At 42.6% G+C, this 19,714-nt stretch carries 15 protein-coding genes; 10 read left to right on the top strand and 5 right to left on the bottom strand.

Annotated features, from left to right (window positions below; genetic code table 11):
• The first annotated feature begins 108 nt into the window (after positions 1-108).
• Positions 109-882, top strand: a complete 774-nt coding sequence (locus RM544_RS10570; protein ID WP_311361762.1) for a hypothetical protein — start codon at positions 109-111, stop codon at positions 880-882.
• Positions 883-900: 18 nt separating this feature from the next.
• Here RM544_RS10570 and RM544_RS10575 read toward each other — a convergent pair whose 3' ends face one another.
• Positions 901-1,698 carry an energy transducer TonB gene (locus RM544_RS10575; RefSeq protein ID WP_311361763.1) on the bottom strand — a complete coding sequence of 266 codons (798 nt, stop codon included), beginning with the start codon at positions 1,696-1,698 and terminating at the stop codon, positions 901-903.
• Positions 1,699-1,995: 297 nt separating this feature from the next.
• Between RM544_RS10575 and RM544_RS10580 the strand changes: the two genes are divergently transcribed.
• Genes RM544_RS10580 through trmB form a run of 3 tightly spaced genes read left to right on the top strand, consistent with a single transcriptional unit; the run spans position 1,996 to position 4,413 of the window.
• Positions 1,996-2,928: an ABC transporter ATP-binding protein gene (locus tag RM544_RS10580; protein ID WP_311361764.1), complete on the top strand. Its 933-nt coding sequence runs from the start codon at positions 1,996-1,998 to the stop codon at positions 2,926-2,928.
• Complete coding sequence (locus RM544_RS10585) at positions 2,921-3,703, top strand: ABC transporter permease (RefSeq protein WP_311361765.1); 783 nt, start codon at positions 2,921-2,923, stop codon at positions 3,701-3,703. The genes RM544_RS10580 and RM544_RS10585 overlap by 8 nt, the downstream gene beginning before the upstream one ends.
• Entirely contained in the window at positions 3,703-4,413 is a 711-nt protein-coding gene (gene trmB, locus RM544_RS10590) for a tRNA (guanine(46)-N(7))-methyltransferase TrmB (RefSeq protein ID WP_311361766.1), read from the top strand. The genes RM544_RS10585 and trmB overlap by 1 nt, the downstream gene beginning before the upstream one ends.
• Here trmB and RM544_RS10595 read toward each other — a convergent pair.
• Positions 4,380-5,108 carry an EAL domain-containing protein gene (locus RM544_RS10595; protein ID WP_311361767.1) on the bottom strand — a complete coding sequence of 243 codons (729 nt, stop codon included), beginning with the start codon at positions 5,106-5,108 and terminating at the stop codon, positions 4,380-4,382. The genes trmB and RM544_RS10595 overlap by 34 nt on opposite strands.
• Before the next feature lie 227 nt (positions 5,109-5,335).
• On the opposite strand from RM544_RS10595, the gene panP reads away from it, so the two are divergent.
• The gene (panP, locus tag RM544_RS10600; RefSeq protein ID WP_311361768.1) at positions 5,336-6,958 is read left to right on the top strand and encodes a pyridoxal-dependent aspartate 1-decarboxylase PanP; all 1,623 of its coding nucleotides are present in this window, start codon (positions 5,336-5,338) and stop codon (positions 6,956-6,958) included.
• Between the two features lie 26 nt (positions 6,959-6,984).
• Here the strand turns inward: panP and RM544_RS10605 are convergent, their stop codons facing one another.
• Entirely contained in the window at positions 6,985-7,977 is a 993-nt protein-coding gene (locus RM544_RS10605; protein WP_311361769.1) for a phosphotransferase, read from the bottom strand.
• A 150-nt stretch (positions 7,978-8,127) separates the two neighbouring features.
• On the opposite strand from RM544_RS10605, the gene RM544_RS10610 reads away from it, so the two are divergent.
• The 5 genes from RM544_RS10610 to lacZ all read left to right on the top strand — a co-directional run bounded on the left by RM544_RS10610 (position 8,128) and on the right by lacZ (position 17,524).
• Complete coding sequence (locus tag RM544_RS10610; RefSeq protein ID WP_311361770.1) at positions 8,128-10,155, top strand: NADPH-dependent 2,4-dienoyl-CoA reductase; 2,028 nt, start codon at positions 8,128-8,130, stop codon at positions 10,153-10,155.
• A gap of 143 nt (positions 10,156-10,298) precedes the next feature.
• Positions 10,299-11,027, top strand: coding sequence for a winged helix-turn-helix domain-containing protein (locus RM544_RS10615; RefSeq protein ID WP_311361771.1), 729 nt, complete (start codon positions 10,299-10,301; stop codon positions 11,025-11,027).
• Complete coding sequence (locus RM544_RS10620) at positions 11,028-12,521, top strand: sensor histidine kinase (protein WP_311361772.1); 1,494 nt, start codon at positions 11,028-11,030, stop codon at positions 12,519-12,521.
• A 254-nt stretch (positions 12,522-12,775) separates the two neighbouring features.
• Positions 12,776-14,149, top strand: a complete 1,374-nt coding sequence (locus tag RM544_RS10625; RefSeq protein ID WP_311361773.1) for a xanthine permease — start codon at positions 12,776-12,778, stop codon at positions 14,147-14,149.
• A gap of 273 nt (positions 14,150-14,422) precedes the next feature.
• A complete protein-coding gene (gene lacZ / locus RM544_RS10630) occupies positions 14,423-17,524 on the top strand; it encodes a beta-galactosidase, LacZ type (RefSeq protein ID WP_311361774.1) in 3,102 nt (1,033 codons plus the stop codon).
• Between the two features lie 88 nt (positions 17,525-17,612).
• On the opposite strand, the gene RM544_RS10635 is transcribed toward lacZ, so the two are convergent.
• Together RM544_RS10635 and RM544_RS10640 are read right to left on the bottom strand one after the other, a co-directional pair.
• Positions 17,613-18,719: a tetratricopeptide repeat protein gene (locus tag RM544_RS10635; protein WP_311361775.1), complete on the bottom strand. Its 1,107-nt coding sequence runs from the start codon at positions 18,717-18,719 to the stop codon at positions 17,613-17,615.
• A gap of 120 nt (positions 18,720-18,839) precedes the next feature.
• Positions 18,840-19,397, bottom strand: coding sequence for a DUF5655 domain-containing protein (locus tag RM544_RS10640; protein ID WP_311361776.1), 558 nt, complete (start codon positions 19,395-19,397; stop codon positions 18,840-18,842).
• Positions 19,398-19,714: the final 317 nt, after the last annotated feature.

Below are 19,714 nucleotides of genomic sequence, written 5' to 3' on the forward strand. Positions count from 1 at the left end.
GCGTTTTATCTATAAGCGCTTTCCCCTTCAAGTTAGGAATGTTGGCTTTGCTATGTAACTATCACTGTTAGCAAACGACTAATCTAATAAACCCAATACAAGATAATCATGACAGAAGACTTTCGGCGTTTAATTGAAAAAAATGCAAATAAGATTAAACGCTTAGCCAGAAACTATTCATTTGGTAGAGAAAATAATGATTTAGAACAGGAGATTTTTCTCCAGATCTGGCGGAGTTACTCTTCATTCTCTGCGCAATCTTCTATAGACATTCAAAATCAAATCATGAGCGCAACAAGCAATACTCAAATTTATTATCGAAACGTAAAGCGAAACTTCATCATCGAGACCACTGTTTCGATTCTGGCTTTCTTGTTTGTGATTGCGATGATGGTGTTTGGTGATTGGTTAATGGCAAAAACATTATTCGAGTTTTCTTTAAACGAACATATTAGTGGAACGGGGAAAGTAAATAATCTGATGATATTCAGTTTTGTTCTGATGGCAATCTACTGCATTACCACTCCTATCAAGCTTTGGCGATCAATTAAGCCAGATGAAACCTTAAGTTGGTCGCTAAGTGACAGAGTAAAAAGTGAAATTGGAAGACTGACCTTGCAATTACATTTTTGGAAAAAATCACCTATATGGTCATTTCTACCCGCCATCATCATTGGGGTGTCTTTTTTCTGGGGCTTGCAGTTTAGTCTGTTAGGGACTTGGGCTCCCAGTATTTACCTAATGGCCTATTTTGCATTGCTTGGCCTAATGACCTTTGGCGGGTTTTGGCTGAAAAAGCATATGCTTCAAAATGAAATAGAGCCACTGCTGCAAGAATTGCAAACGCTAGACACTGAATTAGTGGCTCTTAATAACGACTAAGCAATAGGAAACTCGGCATTAGTTGTCGAGTTTCCAATCCAAACGCACTTTAAGATCTGTCATTTGGTTTTTTTTATCAGCAGGACGGTTTTCAGGATAATAAACCCATCTCTCTAGTGCCTTAATTCCGGCACTATCAAAAACGCCTTCAGGGAAGCTATCAATGACTCTTATATTACCTGTTGTGCCGTCTTCATTGAGATCAAATAACATCACAACATGCCCTTCAATACGTTCGCGTGAGGCCTCTAAAGGATATTGAGGCGGAAAACGAAGGTCTTTTCTTTCCGGATGTCCTCGCTGAACGTCGATAGACACGAGCTGTTCATCTTTCGAAGTGAAAGGTATTCCCATAAAGCGATGGTACTCTTGCTTTGCAGCCAAGGCTTTTTCGCGCAGTTGTAGGGCAACAGAAATATCGTAAACAAGTTTTAATGCAAATTTTTGATGGCCAGCATTCAGTTTCTTTTGGGCTACAGCATACTCGGCTTTGTTTAAGGCCTCTTGATAAGTATCTTTATCTAAAAAGTAGAGCTGACTCAATCGAAATGCAAGAAAAGCATCTTCGAATCCTGTAGATGGTTTTGCACTTTCGTATCTCTCTATTTTGCTGCTCGCATCGGAATCTGAGTACCTATCCAATAGACTAAGTTGTTGGCTTAAGTCATTGCTTAAGTAACTATTAGATTTGGTGAGTAAGCAAGCGTAGGTATAATCATCATTGCATTCACTTTTTTGGTTGGTGGTGACTTTGCAAGCAGGTAAGCCGACTAAGCAAATAGTAATGAGTAATAAGACTTGAAACGTTCTGTCCATAGGGAAGTATCCTTAAAATCCGTTTTATTTCGTTTTCGTTTAGTGCATTAGCACTAAAGTTTAGCCATCAACATTAGTGCTTGTCTCTGGTCATTTGAATATAAAGGAACAGTTGAGAATAACAAGTGCATTCTAGCTTATGCACAATTGCATTCACTTTTTAGCCAAAAATTTGGCATAATAGATCATCAGCAAATCACATCTAGTTGTTTGTTCGTACGAACACCGATAAAACCGAAATATCAGCAGTTACGCTAATAAAAACGATAATAATTTGATAATTGCTCGAGAGGCAGAATGAAAGCATTAGACATTAAAGGCTTGGCTAAAACTTATAAAGGTGGCGTCCAGGCACTCAAAGGCATTGATTTAAGTGTAGAAGAGGGTGACTTTTTCGCCTTGCTGGGCCCGAATGGCGCAGGTAAATCTACCACCATCGGGATCATCAGTTCATTGGTGAATAAATCTGAAGGTAGTGTTGAAATTTTTGAACACGATTTGGCGACTGATATTGTCAATGCTAAAAGTTGCATTGGTTTAGTACCTCAAGAATTTAATTTTAATCAGTTCGAAACTCTTTTCCAAATTGTGGTGAATCAAGCCGGTTATTATGGCGTTCCTAGAGCGCTAGCAAAAGAGCGAGCTGAAAAGTACCTAAAGCAGCTTGACCTTTGGGATAAGCGAAATGCCGCGGGTCGTGAATTGTCGGGCGGAATGAAGCGTCGTTTGATGATTGCTCGTGCCTTAATGCATGAGCCGAAAATGCTGATTCTGGACGAACCGACAGCGGGCGTCGATATTGAAGTTCGCCGTTCAATGTGGAAGTTTTTGAAAGAGATTAATGAGCAAGGTATTACGATAATTCTGACTACTCACTATCTTGAAGAAGCTGAGATGCTTTGCCGCAATATTGCCATTATCGACAAAGGAAAAATTGTTGAAAACACCAGTATGAAAGCTTTGCTCGCCACATTAAATGTCGAAACCTTTGTGTTTGACCTTGCCTCAGGTGCAAGTAAAGTCCAAATCGAAGGTTTTGAGTCTAGAGCAAGTGACGATCAAACCTTGGAAGTGGATGTGCCAAAAACCAGCGGTTTAAACCCCGTTTTTGAAGAACTATCAAAACAAGAAATTCAAGTGATGAGTATGCGAAATAAATCCAATCGACTAGAGGAACTGTTTGTTCGATTAGTCGAAGCGAATCAAGCAAAAGGAGAGGCTGATGAGTAATCGTAATTTAACAGCACTCTCCACTATCTGGATAAAAGAGTGCACACGTTTTTTAAGAATCTGGGTACAAACATTAGTACCGCCTGCTATTACTATGTCTTTGTACTTTGTCATTTTCGGTAAAATGATTGGCAGTCGGATCACGCTCGACGGTGATTTTAGCTACATGGAATTTATCGTACCTGGTCTTATCATGATGGCGGTGATTACTAATTCATATTCTAATGTGTCATCGTCATTTTTCAGTGCTAAGTTTCAACGCAATGTGGAAGAGTTGCTTGTTGCGCCAGTACCAACATGGGTCATTATCATGGGCTTTGTCGGTGGCGGTGTCGCTCGTGCTGCAATCATTGGTGTTATTGTAACGCTTGTATCAATGCTATTCATTGATATCGAAATTGCCCATTTCGGTGTGCTCATCGTAACGCTTTTGCTTACCTCAGTGCTATTTGCCACGGCAGGTTTAATTAATGGTATCTATGCTAAAAGCTTTGATGACATCAGTATTATTCCTACTTTTGTGCTGACTCCTTTGACCTATTTGGGTGGGGTTTTCTACTCTGTGTCGATGCTGCAAGCGGTATTCAATGAGTTTTGGCAAAATGTTATCCAGCTCAATCCTATTTTCTACATGGTAAACGGTTTCCGATACGGCTTCCTTGGGCAAGCCGATGTGAATTATATGACTGCCTTGGTAATATTGTTGGTATCAAATGTTGTGTTGTTTGCCATCGCTTATCGCTTGTTATCGAAAGGCACAGGCATACGCGCTTAATGGAGTCAAAGCCAAGAGAAATTTCAAGCAATCAGCTTGGCGTGCATGAAAACCTTCTCGAATTAGTCGAGAAGTATCGCCTCTCTGCATTTCAAAAGCCTATTGCAGAGCACACGAAAAAGGCTTTCGAATCTGTACTTGCGTGGTTGGAAGGTTACCGTGGTGATGTGATAATCGACGCTTGTTGTGGTGTGGGCGAAAGCAGTTTAGTGCTAGCGAAACAGTATCCGAACGCTCGGATAATAGGGATTGATAAGTCTAGTGCTCGATTGGACAAGCATCAACACTATGCAAAGCATACTGGCGATACAGAGAATCTTGACTCTCCAGCTAACGTGCGTGTGTTCCAAGCCGACTTGAATGATTTTTGGCGCCTATTCGCAGAAGCACTAAAACATAATCGCTGGTCGATTGTGCGTCAGTGTTTGTATTACCCTAATCCTTATCCTAAAAAATCGCAGGTCCAGAAACGTTGGCATGCAAGCCCAGCTTTTGCCAGTATGCTGGCATGTGGGCAAACGATTGAAGTGAGGAGCAACTGGTTAGTTTACCTGCAGGAGTTTCAACAAGCCTTGAGCGTATACAATATCGATAGCGTCATAGAAGCGGTTTCAGGCAGCCCAATCACGCCGTTTGAAAGAAAGTACTCAGGCTCGGGTCAGCCATGTTGGCAGCTTTATACGCTAGCAGCTGGCGAAGATAAGAAGTAGCCCTGACCAAATTCAATGCCGAATGAAGTTACCGTATCCAAGGTTGCTTGACTCTCTATATGCTCCGCAACCACTTTTGTTTTTGTTGACTTACAAGACGCAATCAAATTTCTGAGTTGCTCTTTGTCGAGTGATTCGTCTTTTACCAAATTACCGCTCAGCTTTACAGCGGTTAATTTAAGAGACAAGGCGCGTTCGAGCGCTGGTGATAGGAAAGCCACATCATCTACAGAGATTGCTAAGTTCGGACATTTTTGGCGGAGCAACGTTAATATCGGAAGGTGGCTTTGCAAGCATGCATGTGAAATTTCTATTCCAAACAACGTGCTCTTAGAGTTTTCATGTTGATGGATTAGCCATGCCACAAGGCTCTCATCATCTAGATCGCTATCGGAAAGATTAATACTCCATGGCATGTTTCTCTGGGCACAGTAGCGACGGCTTTCTTCATAGATATGATGAGTGAGGTCTGCGTTCATATTTTTCTTTTCGACTAGATTCAAAAAATCGCTAGGCAGAAATATATGCTCGCTGTCACCGAGTAATCGGGCCAAGCATTCATAACGCCATACACGATTATTCAGTAGGTTCATAATTGGCTGGAAATAGGGGATCACGCGCTCCATCTTGAATTGTGATTCAATGCCCTTGTTAAGGTGGTTTCCCAGTTCGGTCGTGCAGTGCGCGCTTGCCATTTACTTGCCTATTAGCTGTCTAAAAAATGTTCGTATTCTTCACTATATATCAGCTCCTAACGGGAAGTCTTTAGTCTTATAGATAAAACTGATGAAATTTCATACTATTTAGCGGCAAACTTGTGCTATGGGTCTTTATTTTTATCGTTTCACACATCCACTATCTTGGTATTAGCGTAGAAGTGAGTTACAGTTCGCGTTTCAAAGTTTTCAGTTAAGGTTACATTTTGTCAAAGGCAGAAGTCAGCTTAGATCATCTGTTCAGGGTTTTTACCAAACCTGAACATACTGATTCAACCCTGGCTAAAATTGAAAGACATCTGTCTGATAATATCTCAGACTTTCTTTCACAGCATGTGGTCACCAAAAAGACCTCCCTAGAAGAAATCGAAAAAGACTTCTTCAGCGCTGCTGTTCCTGACAGTCCAGAGTTTGTCTCTGAGCATGCCGAAGCGCTACTCGATAAACTTGTTGCTCACTCAGTCAATACTTATGCGCCCACATTCATTGGGCATATGACATCAGCCTTACCTTATTTCCATTTATCGCTAGCAAAGCTCTTAGTTGGTTTGAACCAAAACTTAGTGAAGATAGAGACGTCAAAAGCCTTTACCCCTCTTGAGCGCCAAACCTTGGGGATGATGCATAACCTCATTTATCAACAAAACGATGCGTTCTACGAAGAATACCTACATAACGCAAATCATTCATTAGGCGCGTTTTGCTCGGGCGGCACGATTGCCAATATCACCGCACTTTGGGTTGCACGGAATCAGTTATTGGGGCCCGATGGCAAATTTCCAGGTGTTGCAAAAGCAGGTCTAGCGGCAGCTTATCGTCATTATGGCTATGAGAATATTGGTATTATGTCTTCTAATCGAGGCCATTATTCATTGTCTAAAACAGTAGACATCTTAGGTATTGGTCGTGACAATATGCTTACTGTTCACAGTCCTTCACAGCAGTTAGAAGCGGAGAAAGCGCTTGCTGTTGGTAAAGCTTATCAGGAGCAAGGTAATAAGTTACTCGCTATTGTGGGCGTTGCAGGTACCACTGAAACAGGGCACGTTGACCCTCTCGACGAACTTGCAGATGTTGCGAAAGAGTTGGGCTGCTGGTTCCATGTTGATGCGGCCTGGGGCGGAGCGACTCTATTTTCTGAGGCCTATAGAAGCAAGTTAGCTGGTATCGAAAAAGCAGATTCAGTTACGATTGATGCACATAAGCAGATGTATGTACCAATGGGTGCTGGCATGGCTTTATTTAAAGACCCCCGACATAGCAACGCTGTACGCCATCATGCCCAATATATTTTACGTCAAGGTTCAAAGGATTTAGGAGCAACAACCTTAGAGGGCTCTCGTAACGGTATGGCCATGATGGTTTATTCATCACTACATATTTTTGGCCGTCGTGGATACGAATTACTTATCGATAAAAGCATTGAGCAAGCCAAAACCTTTGCTGCAATGATTGATGCTCATCCTGACTTTGAATTGATGACCGCACCTATTTTATCTTTGCTGACCTATCGTTTGCGACCTTCAGCTTTAGCTAAACTAGAAGATATGCCGTGCGATGAAGCCAGCAGTATCAAAAAGAAACTAGATAGTTTGACCGTTCGAGTGCAGAAGCAACAACGTGAAGCGGGTAGATCATTCGTGTCGAGAACGAGAATTGAAATAGCCAAATATCAGGGTGAAACAACCACTGTTTTCAGAGTCGTCCTAGCCAATCCTTTGACGACGGAAAGCCACTTAAGTGCTATCTTAGATGAGCAATTAGAAATAGCAAAAACAATGAAATTGTGGTCTGAACTCACGGCTATTGTGCTGCCAAAAATTGCCTAATCAACTTATCTTTCTCGCAGCGTAGATTATTGCTCGATTTGCCTGAGTGCGATTGCAGTCTGCTCATTTGAAAAGCTATTCAATTTTGCATGATCAGGTGCCCATCCTACTAAAAATCGCTCAAAGTCAGCCCAAGCAAAAGGGGTAAGGCTAGCCCACTCTTTTATGACTAACTCAATATCAAGATCGCAAGCATAGGCTGCGGCTGCATGTCTAAGCAACTCAAAATAATAGTGAATCAGCTTGTTGGCATCTTTGTGCAGAGACGAGTCAGATAAACAACTGCCTAGAAAGTAGATGACATCTTTAATGCCAACGCCTTTACCAACATACTGAAAATCGACTGCGGCTAAATCGGTACCCGTTTCATTAAAGCAAAAGTTTGCTACCTTTGCGTCCCCATGCACTAAGGTTTGATATTGTGCATGGTTTAACTTTACATTAATTTGAGCCGCTTTTAATTTTAACTCGCTTGGGGGCATCTTCTGCCATTCGTCCGGGCGAGTTGAAAGGTGCCAGTAAGTGCCTATGGACCATAGTTTATCGCACTCTTTCTGCAAAAACTTCGCGTGAAAGTATGCCAACCAACGCAGTCCGAGTTTGACGAGTTGTATGTTCGGGTTCGAGCTTCTAGCAGAGAATCCTAAAGCATCTAAGTCGTCCATGACTAACCAACTGAGAGAGCTACCTTCATCTTCGTTGCTGCGAGTTGCAATACACTTTGGCACACGGCAAAAAGCATCTGTTAGGTGGGCATAGTTTTGATAAAAAAGCCGCTCATTGTGATAAGACGATAGTTTGCGTTGATGAGATTTGTTGCTGTTCCAGTCACGAGGGTGCTTTTGTTTGTTTGTAGGATCGACAGTTTTGACAATAAAGCTACGGTCATTATCAATATCAAGATAGCGAGCAATTTCACCATAGCCACTCCACAAAGCTTGTAAGCTTTCAAGCTTGCGAACCTGTGTGGTTTTGAGCAGCTCTGTAAGGATGGAGTCAGTGTTATTGTCTGTAGTCATATGAAGTTAATCTACTCTACTCGTTGAAGGAATTGCTCTTTGTACCTATTTAAATAGTATAAACAATATTCGGAATTATGTGTGAGTAGTATCGCAGAGCTTGCGTAATTACTCGAAGCGCAATAACCTGCTAAGAAAAAAGGACAAAAAATGACAGACACGGTGGCTTTTCCTCACTTGTTAACACCTTTAGATTTAGGTTTTACGACGCTAAAAAATCGCACGCTTATGGGCTCGATGCACTTAGGCTTGGAAGAAGAAAAAGGCGGTTTTGACAAGTTGGCCGCGTTTTATGCTGCGCGCGCAAAGGGTGGCGTTGGTCTGATTGTCACAGGCGGCATTGCACCGAATCGAGCCGGTTGGGTCGCCCCATTTGCTGGCAGAATGACCAGCAATCGCCATGCAAAAAAACATAAAGTGATTACCGATGCTGTGCACGCAGAAGGTGGCAAAATCTGTATGCAAATATTGCACTCTGGTCGTTACGGTTATCATCCATTAGCAGTATCAGCTTCGCCAGTGAAAGCACCGATTTCTCCATTCAAGCCAAGAGCGTTATCTGCTCGAGGTATTCGAAGCACGATTAAAGACTATGCTGAATGCGCTAATTATGCCAAAAGTGCAGGTTATGATGGCGTCGAAATAATGGGTTCAGAAGGCTATTTGATCAATCAATTCTTTTGTGAGCGAACAAACTTTCGCACGGATGAATGGGGTGGAAGCCTAGAAAACCGTGCTCGATTAGCTATTGAAGTTGTGCGTCAAACCCGAAAACGTGTAGGGCCTAACTTCATTATCATCTACCGCTTATCGATGCTTGATTTGGTTGAGGGAGGCGCGCCTTGGGAAGAAGTCGTTTATCTTGCCAAAGAGATTGAAAAAGCGGGTGCTACCCTTATCAATACAGGGATTGGCTGGCACGAAGCTCGCGTGCCGACTATTTCAACGTCGGTCCCCAGAGCGGCATTTACTTGGATAACCAAGCGGATGAAAGCAGAAGTGTCACTTCCCTTGATCACAACCAATCGGATCAATACGCCCGAAGTGGCTGAATCGGTCTTGGCTGAAGGTCACGCTGATATGGTATCGATGGCTCGTCCTTTCCTAGCTGACCCAGACTTTGTTGCGAAGGCTAGCAGGAATCAGTCGGACCAAATTAATACCTGCATTGCTTGTAATCAAGCTTGTCTTGACCATGCTTTCGAGCAAAAACGGGCGAGCTGTTTAGTGAACCCTCAGGCCTGCTATGAAACTGAACTGATTTTTAAATCAGCGGCGATGCCGAAAAAGGTCGCTGTCGTTGGAGCCGGTCCAGCGGGTTTAGCATTCTCAACCTATGCTGCTGAGCGTGGTCATGAAGTTCACCTATTCGACCAAAGCAGTGAAATTGGAGGGCAGTTTAATTACGCGAAACAGGTACCTGGTAAAGAAGAGTTTTACGAGACCTTGCGCTATTACAGACGCAAAATAGAAATTACCGGCGTAAAATTACACCTGAACACGCGTGTTGATGCTGAGCTGCTGAAAGAGCAAGGCTTCAAGGAAGTGGTTATGGCCACCGGTATCAAACCGCGTAGCTTGACCATTCCAGGGCATGATCATGCCAAAGTAATGAGTTATATCGATGTGTTACGCGACAAAAAGCCAGTAGGCAAACGTGTTGCTGTGATTGGTGCGGGTGGTATTGGCTTTGACGTTTCGGAATATTTAGTTGAAGAAGAGCAGTTAACAACTAATTTGGATAAATGGTTAACACATTGGGGTATAGACAAGTCATTTAGTCAACCTGGCGCATTGGTTGAAAAGCAATTGCATGAGCCGCCCAGAGAGGTGTTTTTATTGCAACGCAAAACCAGCAAGGTGGGTAAGGGTTTAGGTAAAACCACGGGTTGGATCCATCGTAACTCTTTGGTGAATCACAAAGTTCAAATGATGAATGGCGTCAGCTATAACAAGATTGATGATGAGGGCTTGCACATCACTATCAATGACAAAGCGATGCTACTTGATGTCGACAATGTCGTAGTGTGTGCTGGGCAAGAGCCGCTCAAAGAACTTGAAGCGAGTTTAAGAGCTGCTGGTATGCAAGTTCACATTATTGGTGGTGCCGATGTTGCTGCTGAATTGGATGCCAAACGTGCTATACGCCAGGGAGCAGAACTAGCTGCTGCGATTTAAATGAAACCAGCTGCCTACAATAGGGCAGCACAAAAATTTGTCTTTTTCGTGATACTTTTGAGATATTTCTTCGTTAATCTCGGTCCTGTATGTAAATAACATAGCTCAGCTATGAATAGATGGGATGCAAGAGAGGAAGAAAGATGGCGGATAAAGTACTAGTAGTCGAGGACGATTTAGATATCGCCACTCTCATTCAAGTCAATTTAGCTGAGTTGGGACTGGAAATTACCCACTGCGCCGATGGTGTTCAGGCATGCGAAATTGCATTACGCGATGAATTTTGTTTGATGTTACTCGATGTGATGCTACCTAACATGAGTGGTTTGGATATTTGCCGCAAGGTAAGAGAAAAAAAGCCAGAACAAGCAATTGTCATGTTAACGGCCAAAAATTCAGAAACAGACCGAGTGTTAGGCTTAGAGTTGGGCGCGGATGATTACATGACTAAGCCATTTAGCGTGAGAGAACTGCAGGCTAGAGTACGTTCACAAATTCGAAAAGCTCATCTAATTCAGCAAGCAAATCAACAGCAGCCTAGCTCACCTAGCAATATTATCATCAGCGGTGAACTGCGCATTAACCAACAGACTCGTCAGGTGACCAAGAATGAAACGTCACTTGATTTAACCGCCACTGAGTTCGAACTTTTGTATCATTTGATGCAACATCCAAATCAGGTTTTTTCACGCACTCAATTATTGGAGTCTGTTTGGGGATACCAACACAGTGGTTATGAGCACACCGTCAATTCGCACATTAACCGATTGCGTGCAAAAGTAGAAAGCGATGCAACCGATCCTAAATATGTGCAAACGGTATGGGGTGTCGGCTATAAGTTCAACAACCAACAGCAGCAGAGAGCCAGCTAGATGTGGCGTCCTAAACTCTGTTTTTATCAGCGCTTATCTGTGTCATTAGTCCTTGGCTTTCTCGTTATTTTGAGTGTTTTTGTGCTGGCATCGAGCCGGTTACAAGATTCAATGAAAGACGAAAGTGAGCAGATGTTACATCTCGATCTAGCTTCACATTTAGTCTCTGATAATCCCTTATTGAAAACCGGAGTATATGACTATGATGCCTTGGGCAATCTGTTCCATACGCTGATGATATTGGGGCCAAATTTTGAATTTTATTTTTTAGATACCCAAGGAAATATTAAAACGTATTCGGCCAAAAAAGGCGAAGTCATCAAAAAGAGTATTGATTTGGCGCCAATACTAAGCCTGCTTGAACCAAACCCAACCTTACCTGTTCGAGGTGATGATCCCAAGTCAGAGAACAAACATAAGATTTTTTCTGCAGCGCCAGTATATAACGGAGAACTGTTGCAAGGATATTTGTATGTCATCATTGGTGGCGCACGCTATGACTCGATAGTAGAAAATCTAAAACGTAGCGAAGGAGTGCAAACTTTCGCAATGATCATTGTTGCAGCGACATTGTTTTTACTATTTGCTTTGTTGCTGCTGTTTCGATTTTTTACAGCACCTTTAAAGATATTAAGTGATGACATGGATACCTTTAGGGCGAGCGGATTTGATCTTGATGGCTCTGGTGTAAAGTTGCGTCCTTGGCGAAATGAGAGTCGTAACGAAGTGCAGCGTTTGGGTTTTTCGTTTAATGACATGCTCAATCATATTGATGAGCAAATGAAAAAGCTTAAACAAACTGATAATGAACGACGAATTTTGCTCGCTGATTTATCACATGATTTAAGAACGCCACTAGCAAACTTGCAAGGTTATATCGAGACTCTGTCATTAAAAGGAAGCAGTATTAACGAGGATGAGCGTCAACGTTTTATGGATATTTGTGAAAAGAACTTGTTTAACCTTAAACGCTTGATTGACCAAATTTTTGAACTAGCCTATCTCGAGGGCGGCCACGTTACACTCAAGAAAGAGAGCTTCATGTTAGCCGAGCTGCTACATGATGTTGCGGCAAAGTTCACAATGAATGCACAAAACAAAGGAATTACACTCAACGTTAATGCCGCTGCACAAAATGGCTATGTGCACGCAGATATTGGAAAGTTAGAGCGAGTGCTCACCAACCTGATAGAGAACGCTATCAGACACACGCCGGAAAATGGACATATTGATATTAATGTTGTTGAGGCAGACAAATATTTAACTATTGAGGTCAAAGATAGCGGTGTTGGTATTAGCGAGCGTGAGCTAAATCATATATTCAAAGCGCGCTATCAAGCTTCCAACTCAAAAGAAGATAGTGCTATTCACGCCGGTTTAGGCTTAGCTATTTGTCAAAAGTTAATGGCATTGCTCGATTCAAAACTTGAGGTGAGCAGTGAATTAGGCAAAGGAACCTCGTTCCGTTTCTCATTGACGCAAATTACACCTTAATCTCGACGTTATTCAAACACCTGTTTCTTTGTTTCCTATTCCCGATTGTTTTTCTTAATCCGTCATAGTTATCACTCAATCCAATACTTTCTTATATGTTAAAAAAATGAGACCTTTTTGTTAATTAATGTTGTATTAGTATCTGGATAATTATTTTTTGTCGTGAACACCTTGCTGGCCTAGCACTAAAATGAAGCGCTAGACTCATTCGTGGCGACAAGTAATACAATAAAACAAAATACGAGAATAATAATATGTTACCGAAACGACAACATGGTGAAGTTCAACCTGGTCTGAAGTGGGGACCATTCACAGCACGTATTCCTTTGATTCATTTACGTTTTTCATTGGCCGATATGCTTCAGGGACTTGCTGTAGCCGGTGCGACAGGTCTCGCGTTAGTGCCCTATTTTATGGCTTTGTTGGGGCTAAGTTTTGAAGAAGCCGTAGTAATGGCCATGTTCCATAGTTTACTCATTTCATTTTCTTGGATGTTTTTTGGTGACCCTTATGCTCCTGGCTGGCTGACACCAGCAATCCCTTTTGTGGTGGCCTTCATCACTACGCCTGCGTATCTAGGTGATCATACTGCGCAATTTCAAGCCATGACGGCACTTTCTTTGAATTTTGCCTTTATTCTAATATTTCTAGGCGTCACCGGCTTGGGAGCAAAGCTGATCAAAGTTGTTCCCAATGTATTCAAGGGCGGAATTATCCTTGGTGCAGCTGTCGCCGCGTTTCTTCGAGTGACTAAAGATGGTGATGCAGCGAACGTGTTTCAATCAGCACCTATTGCTGGAACCTTGGGCGTAGTAGTATGTTTAGTTTTTGCGTTCTCCAAACCATTGCAGGCTATGGCTGCAAACAACAAAGTGCTGGCCATGATTTTAGGGTTTGGATTACTACCAGGCTTTATTATTGCGGGTAGCGTCGGCTATTTCACCGGAGAATTCGTATACAATATTCGTTGGGAGATCTTGGATGTGGGCGCTGCTGCAACATCCCTGTGGGATAAAGCATCGCCATTCCATATTGGTTGGCCATCTGTTGATACCTTCATCGCGGCATTTCCTCTTGCTCTTATCACCTATATTTTGTTTTTCGGTGATGTAGTTACCGGCAACGAAATGATTGAACAAGCCCAAACGCAGCGTGATGACGAGAAGTTGGAATTAAATGGCAGTCGTGCGCACATGGCAACAGGTCTTCGTAACGTAATGATGGGAATTGTAGCGCCTTTCTTTACGACACAAGGTGTATTATGGACTGGGATCCAGGTCATACTCTTGAAACGTTGGACGCAAGGTCGAGAGAAAGTAGATTCTATATTTGACAGTATTGGTAGTTTCTATGCTTTTGGGCTGCCTTTCTTATTCATTTTCTTACCACTGGTGACCTTACTTCAACCCTTACTTCCAGTCGCTTTAGCAGTGACGTTAATTTTAACTGCGTTTGCATGTGCAACGCTTGCGTTGTCACTGGTTGATGATGCTACCGAACGTGGCGCGATGGTCATCACCGCAATGGCATTCAGCGTATTTGAGCCTTGGCTTGGTTTGTTGGTAGGTTTGGTGACTATTGCTGCTTTATGCGGTTTTAAAGTATTTATGCCTAAACCAGAACAGTAAGTACCGTCCAAAACAAAAGCCACAAACTATGTGGCTTTTGCCTTTTCCTTAGATGCTTAGTTTTAGCCCCACCGCTTACTCCTGCACCCTGACTTGATTTTAGCCACGAAAGAACGCTGTGATAGTACGAATTGCCCTGCAAATTATAATATAAATAGTATAATATAATGTTATCAGTATTTTCAGGGTAATCTTATGCTTAGAAGGTATATCAAATATTTCGTGCTATTAAGCGTAATGCTCGCGCTATCTAGTTGTTTTAAGGTGGACAATATGCAAGACAATAACAATCAAGTTAGCCAAAAGAAAGAACTCAAAGAATGGCAGAATCCAGAAGTCTTTGCGGTAAACAAATTACCCATGCGGGCCTCTTTTTATGCCTTTAATGCCGATCCAGGAAATTTTGTCAGTGAACCTTGGAGTCAGCCTAACCATTTATTACTAAATGGTCAGTGGAAGTTTCATTACGGTAAAAATCCTGATGTACGCCCAGCAAAATTTTATGAAGCTGATTATGATGTTTCTCAGTGGGACGATATTCCAGTACCTGCCAACTGGCAATTACAGGGTTATGGTGTTCCTAACTATGTAAATATGCGGGTCGACTTTACCGACCAACCTGTGGCCGGCGAATTGCCAGAGGATGATAACCCTGTAGGGTCTTACAAACGCACATTTGAAGTTCCGGCGAATTGGCAAGAACAACGTGTGTTTCTTCATTTAGGCGCCATAAAGTCTGCATATTATGTATGGGTGAATGGTAACTATGTCGGTTTTGCTCAAGACTCTAAAAGCCCGTCTGAATTTGATGTGACCGAATACACTCATTCTGGTGTTAATGAGATCGCTATCGAAGTTTATCGTTGGTCTGATGGTACCTTTTTGGAGTTGCAAGATATGTGGCGATTAAGTGGTATTACGCGAGATGTATACCTTTACGCAACGCCACAAACGCGCATTCAAGATTTTCATGCCAATACCGAGTTGAATGGAAGTTACCTAGACGGTGAACTAGCCCTGGATGTTGAGATTGATAACCAACAGAAGCAAGAGGGTTTATTGCTAACTTACCAAGTGCTTGATCAACAGAATAAAGTGGTCGCTCAGGGTAACTCAGCGCTTGACCCATCCCAAAGCTCACAATCTTTGTCATTTGCTGCAACTATTCCGCAAGTAGCGCCTTGGAGTGCAGAGTCTCCCAACCTCTACATGCTAAGATTAGCCTTGGAGCAGGTTGAAGGAGAGCTGGTTCAAGTTGTTTGGCAGCGCGTTGGGTTTCGCACCAGTGAACTTAAAGATGGCAATGTTTTGATTAACGGCAAACCAGTTTTATTCAAAGGCGTAAATCGCCACGAACACGACCCAACAACCGGCCATGCTTTATCACGCGAATCGATGCGCGAAGATATGGCTTTGCTCAAACAATACAATATCAACGCGGTAAGAACAGCGCACTATCCTAACGATCCATATTGGTATGAACTTGCTGATGAATATGGCATGTATGTCGTAGATGAGGCGAATATTGAATCTCATGGTATTGGTGCGGCGAACCAAGGTCATTCTTACGATCCAGATAAACATATGGTCAACATGCCGAATTGGCGAGCAGCATACCTCAATCGTGTTGAAAATATGTTTGAACGCGATAAAAATCATGCATCAGTTGTCATTTGGTCTATTGGCAATGAAAGTGGTGATGGTCCTAATATTGAAGCACTTTATGATTGGTTGAAAACTCGAACCTCTTTTCCTGTCATGTCCGAGCAGGCCCAATTGCGCAGGCATACAGACATGTACAGCCAAATGTATGCCAGTATCGATACCTTGATTCATTATGCGGAATTGGGTGAAACGCGCCCTCTAATTCTATGTGAATATCAGCACGCCATGGGTAATTCAGTTGGGAATATGGCAGATTATTGGCAGGTTATTGAGCAATACCCAAGTTTACAGGGCGGTTTTATTTGGGATTGGGTCGACCAAACCTTCGAGCGCAAAAACGAGCAAGGTGAAACTTACTGGGCTTACGGTGGTGATTTGGAACTACCTGGTATGTATCACGATGGTAACTTCAGTGCCAACGGGATGCTCGCGGCAGACCGAACACCTAATCCTCATGCTCATGAAGTTAAAAAGGTTTATCAAAACGTTGATGCATCGGCAGTTGACATCGCTAAGGGTGACATTCGGGTCACAAACAAACGCTTCTTTACTGACTTAAGTGATCTCAAGCTTCACTGGGAAATAATTGCGAATGGTGAAGTCGTTGCCTCAGGAGAAGTGAAAGACTTAAGTGCAGAAGCTCAAACTGATCAATTGGTTTCTTTGGCGCATACTGTCATGCCTGAGCTAGGTAAAGAGTACTTTGTTAACCTTGATTTTGTGATAAAAGACGCTAAGCCAGGTTTGCCATCAGGCCACAGTGTTGGACGAGTACAATTGCCTTGGGCAAACCAGCATCAAGCCTCTTTACTTGAAGTGGAAAGCAACACGGCTAGCGTGCAAGTCGAAGAAACGCCCACGACGCTTACACTGATAGCTGCAGGTTCAACATTCACTTTTGACAAACAAAGTGGTTGGCTTGAGCAGTTGGCATACGAAGATACATCCTTGCTAAAAGCACCCATCAAACCCTCGTTTTGGCGAGCACCAACAGATAATGACTTCGGCGAAAACTTTCCGGAAAAAGCTAAGGCTTGGCAGTATGCTGGTGAAAACACTGAGCTAAGCCAATGGTCCTTTGAAAAACGTGACGATGGCAGCATCACTGTATCAACAGAGCATTATTTGAAAGAGGTAGAAAGTCGTTATTTAGTTACTTATGTCGTCTCGACAGCAGGAACGGTTACTATGGATGTGTGGTTTTATGCTGCGCCACATAAATTTCATTCAGAACTACCTCGCTTAGGTTCTTTGCTTCAGATGCCGAGTAATTTTGATCGAGTTGCTTGGTACGGTCGGGGGCCACATGAAAGTTATTGGGATCGCAAGGCATCCGCTTTTGTTGGTCAATATAGTGCTACGATAGATGATCTTTATTTTGGCTATGTGCGTCCACAAGAAAACGGTTTTAGAACTGATGTTCGCCATGCGAGTTTTGTTAATTCCGCAGGTGTAGGTTTAGAGGTGTTGGGTGAGCCATTGTTTGAGTTTGGTGCACAGCGTTTTGATGTAAATGACTACGACCAGTTTGATAAGTCAGGAAAGCATCCTCACGACCTGACACCAACAGATCGGATATTCATTAATATCGATTACAAACAACGGGGTGTTGGCGGCACAGACTCTTGGGGTACTCCACCTTTACCTAAATACCGTTTACCGTGGCGCGATTATCGCTACCAAGTAACATTTAAGCCGACTAAGTTGTAAGCGGAGTGGGTGATGTGACTTATGAGTGGTAAGTATGGCGCTAAATAGTTTTAGATACCAGCGCCAGACTTAGAGGGGGGATTGCGGTTCACAGCATTTTTTGCAGCCGCTTCACTTGTTTCTTTAAATCCTTGTCTTCGCCCACTTTAACACTAGCTAGCGTCGCTTTAGCGGCGCTTTTATCACCTGCTTGAATATACAACTCACTTAAACGTGCCATTGCCCAATTCATATTAGGAATGCTTTCTGGACTTAGCTGGCTTGACTCAGTTGCGGCTTGCAAAGCACCCATGGCAGCGATGCCTTTTGCCGTGTTTTTTTCTGTCACAACAGCGGTTCTGCCTACTTGATAAAGTGCGCTAAGTTTAGCTTCTATATTCCGCCTATAGCTTGCTTCAAGGTCCCCTGTATCGGGGTCACGCAATAATGCTGGGCTTGGCATTTCTGACGCTTGCATAAAATAGGGCATAGCCTTGTCGTAATCTTCTTGTTGTGAATAATAGACACCGAGCCTAAATACCAAACTAATTTCCTGCGGATAGGTTTGAACCGAATTTTGTAATAATGCCAAAGCCTTCTCTGGCTCGTCTGTCATTTGGAAAAAAGCATATTCAGCATAAACACCTTGCAGTGGGTCCGCCATCTTTATTGCATCTAGTTGAGCTTTACCGAGATCTTCGTCACCTCCGGCAATTGACGGCGCAGCAAGATAAAAACTCATCAGAGCTCGTTTGTATGTAATTTCTTCTTGATCGAGTTCAACTGCTTTTTGAAAGCTATTCAAAGATTTCTCAGCATATCCTAAGGCGCTGAAGATTGAGCTTTGTGCTTGGCTACCCATAACGACACCGCGTAAATAGTGCAGTCGTGCATTGTTTGGAAAAGCCTTGATTGACTCGTTTGCGATGTCTTCCGCTTCGTCTAAATCATATTGTGCTAAGTTGATGACGAGAGAGCCATAGACTTCCGGTGTTTTGTCAGCACCGCCAAGAATACTAGTCGCCTTTTCAAACTCACCTTTAGCATTTAGGGCCTTTGCTTTTTGCACCGCGAGCTGGTTTGCGTTGGCTGCTATACTATTACTCCAAGCGCTTGCATCAGCATTACTGAAAGATGTTTGCGCCAGCGTTAATGAGGAGTACGTCAGTAACACTGTAGTAGCGATACCAAAAGAGATTTTTGCGAAGTTAGCCATAGTTTTTCCCGATACAGTCCGTTGATTAACATGCTCTTTATTGAGCCCTTGAATCTTAGACTAGAATATCAAAGCTGACTTTCCGCTGAATGAGCCAAAAGTCATTTTGTGATTCAGTGATTAATTTCTATCGTATGAGAGTTCAAGCCAATCGATTAGTTCACAGTCGATATCTTCCAGACTTTCTATTCTGACTCTGTGAGTGACCATTTGATTGAAACTACCTGACGATTCTAATCGAGGTGTTTCTGCTACACCAGGGAGCTGCAGGCCAAGATCGACGCGTGTTCTCGTAGAGGCTTGAATAATCGCAAACTGCTTGTTTCTGCGCAGGCTAACATAAGATTTCTTGACGGCGATCTCCACGTCGGAGCCAAAATTAGTAATGTGCGTTATCAAGCGATCATAGATAGGTTTTAGCTCCGCTTTTGGACCGGCATATAGGGAAAGCAAAGGATCGTCCTGTCGGTCACTATTTTTTGCATCGAGTGTTTTACTTGCAATTAGGTTGGCAAAACCATGACTCACACCATGCTCTTGTTTTAGATATTTTAAGAACTCGCCATGCTTAGTAAATGTGAGTTTCTGGGTTTCTAGTAGCCATTGCTCCAACGATTTTCCCGTTTTTTCCGGTAGGTTTTTGATCATGGTTTGTAGCATTTCTTCTGGAGTGGCCATTGTATTTTCCTCGTTCAACATGCCTTAATTTATTTAGCATACACCGAGTCATCTGATTTCGCTGAAATTATTCAAAAAAATGACTGTTCTTTTGTAGCCGCGATTGCCTTAGCGACTAATTTTTGTCGTTACTGTATTTCATCTACAACAAAGACCTTTTGGCTAGCTGAGTTAAAGTTAATTCTTTCAATACTTTAGAAGTGTTTTTATCATTATTTGGTGAGTGTGAAATATTTAACTTCAAGTAGGTGCAATTATTGCTAAGCATTGATATCCTATTAACGACTAATAAAAATAATAAACAACTTGTGTAAAAG

The organism is Brumicola blandensis, assembly GCF_031846165.1.
GTDB classification, from domain to species: Bacteria; Pseudomonadota; Gammaproteobacteria; order Enterobacterales; family Alteromonadaceae; genus Glaciecola; species Glaciecola blandensis.

Excerpts from the sequence above, each read along its gene's own strand:
- RM544_RS10605 (WP_311361769.1), bottom strand. The coding sequence starts at position 7,977 with ATGACTACAGACAATAACACTGACTCCATCCTTACAGAGCTGCTCAAA.
- RM544_RS10570 (WP_311361762.1), top strand. The coding sequence starts at position 109 with ATGACAGAAGACTTTCGGCGTTTAATTGAAAAAAATGCAAATAAGATT.
- RM544_RS10640 (WP_311361776.1), bottom strand. The coding sequence starts at position 19,397 with ATGGCCACTCCAGAAGAAATGCTACAAACCATGATCAAAAACCTACCG.
- RM544_RS10620 (WP_311361772.1), top strand. The coding sequence starts at position 11,028 with ATGTGGCGTCCTAAACTCTGTTTTTATCAGCGCTTATCTGTGTCATTA.
- RM544_RS10595 (WP_311361767.1), bottom strand. The coding sequence starts at position 5,108 with ATGGCAAGCGCGCACTGCACGACCGAACTGGGAAACCACCTTAACAAG.
- trmB (WP_311361766.1), top strand. The coding sequence starts at position 3,703 with ATGGAGTCAAAGCCAAGAGAAATTTCAAGCAATCAGCTTGGCGTGCAT.
- RM544_RS10580 (WP_311361764.1), top strand. The coding sequence starts at position 1,996 with ATGAAAGCATTAGACATTAAAGGCTTGGCTAAAACTTATAAAGGTGGC.
- RM544_RS10635 (WP_311361775.1), bottom strand. The coding sequence starts at position 18,719 with ATGGCTAACTTCGCAAAAATCTCTTTTGGTATCGCTACTACAGTGTTA.
- RM544_RS10575 (WP_311361763.1), bottom strand. The coding sequence starts at position 1,698 with ATGGACAGAACGTTTCAAGTCTTATTACTCATTACTATTTGCTTAGTC.
- RM544_RS10585 (WP_311361765.1), top strand. The coding sequence starts at position 2,921 with ATGAGTAATCGTAATTTAACAGCACTCTCCACTATCTGGATAAAAGAG.
- RM544_RS10625 (WP_311361773.1), top strand. The coding sequence starts at position 12,776 with ATGTTACCGAAACGACAACATGGTGAAGTTCAACCTGGTCTGAAGTGG.
- RM544_RS10615 (WP_311361771.1), top strand. The coding sequence starts at position 10,299 with ATGGCGGATAAAGTACTAGTAGTCGAGGACGATTTAGATATCGCCACT.
- lacZ (WP_311361774.1), top strand. The coding sequence starts at position 14,423 with ATGCAAGACAATAACAATCAAGTTAGCCAAAAGAAAGAACTCAAAGAA.
- RM544_RS10610 (WP_311361770.1), top strand. The coding sequence starts at position 8,128 with ATGACAGACACGGTGGCTTTTCCTCACTTGTTAACACCTTTAGATTTA.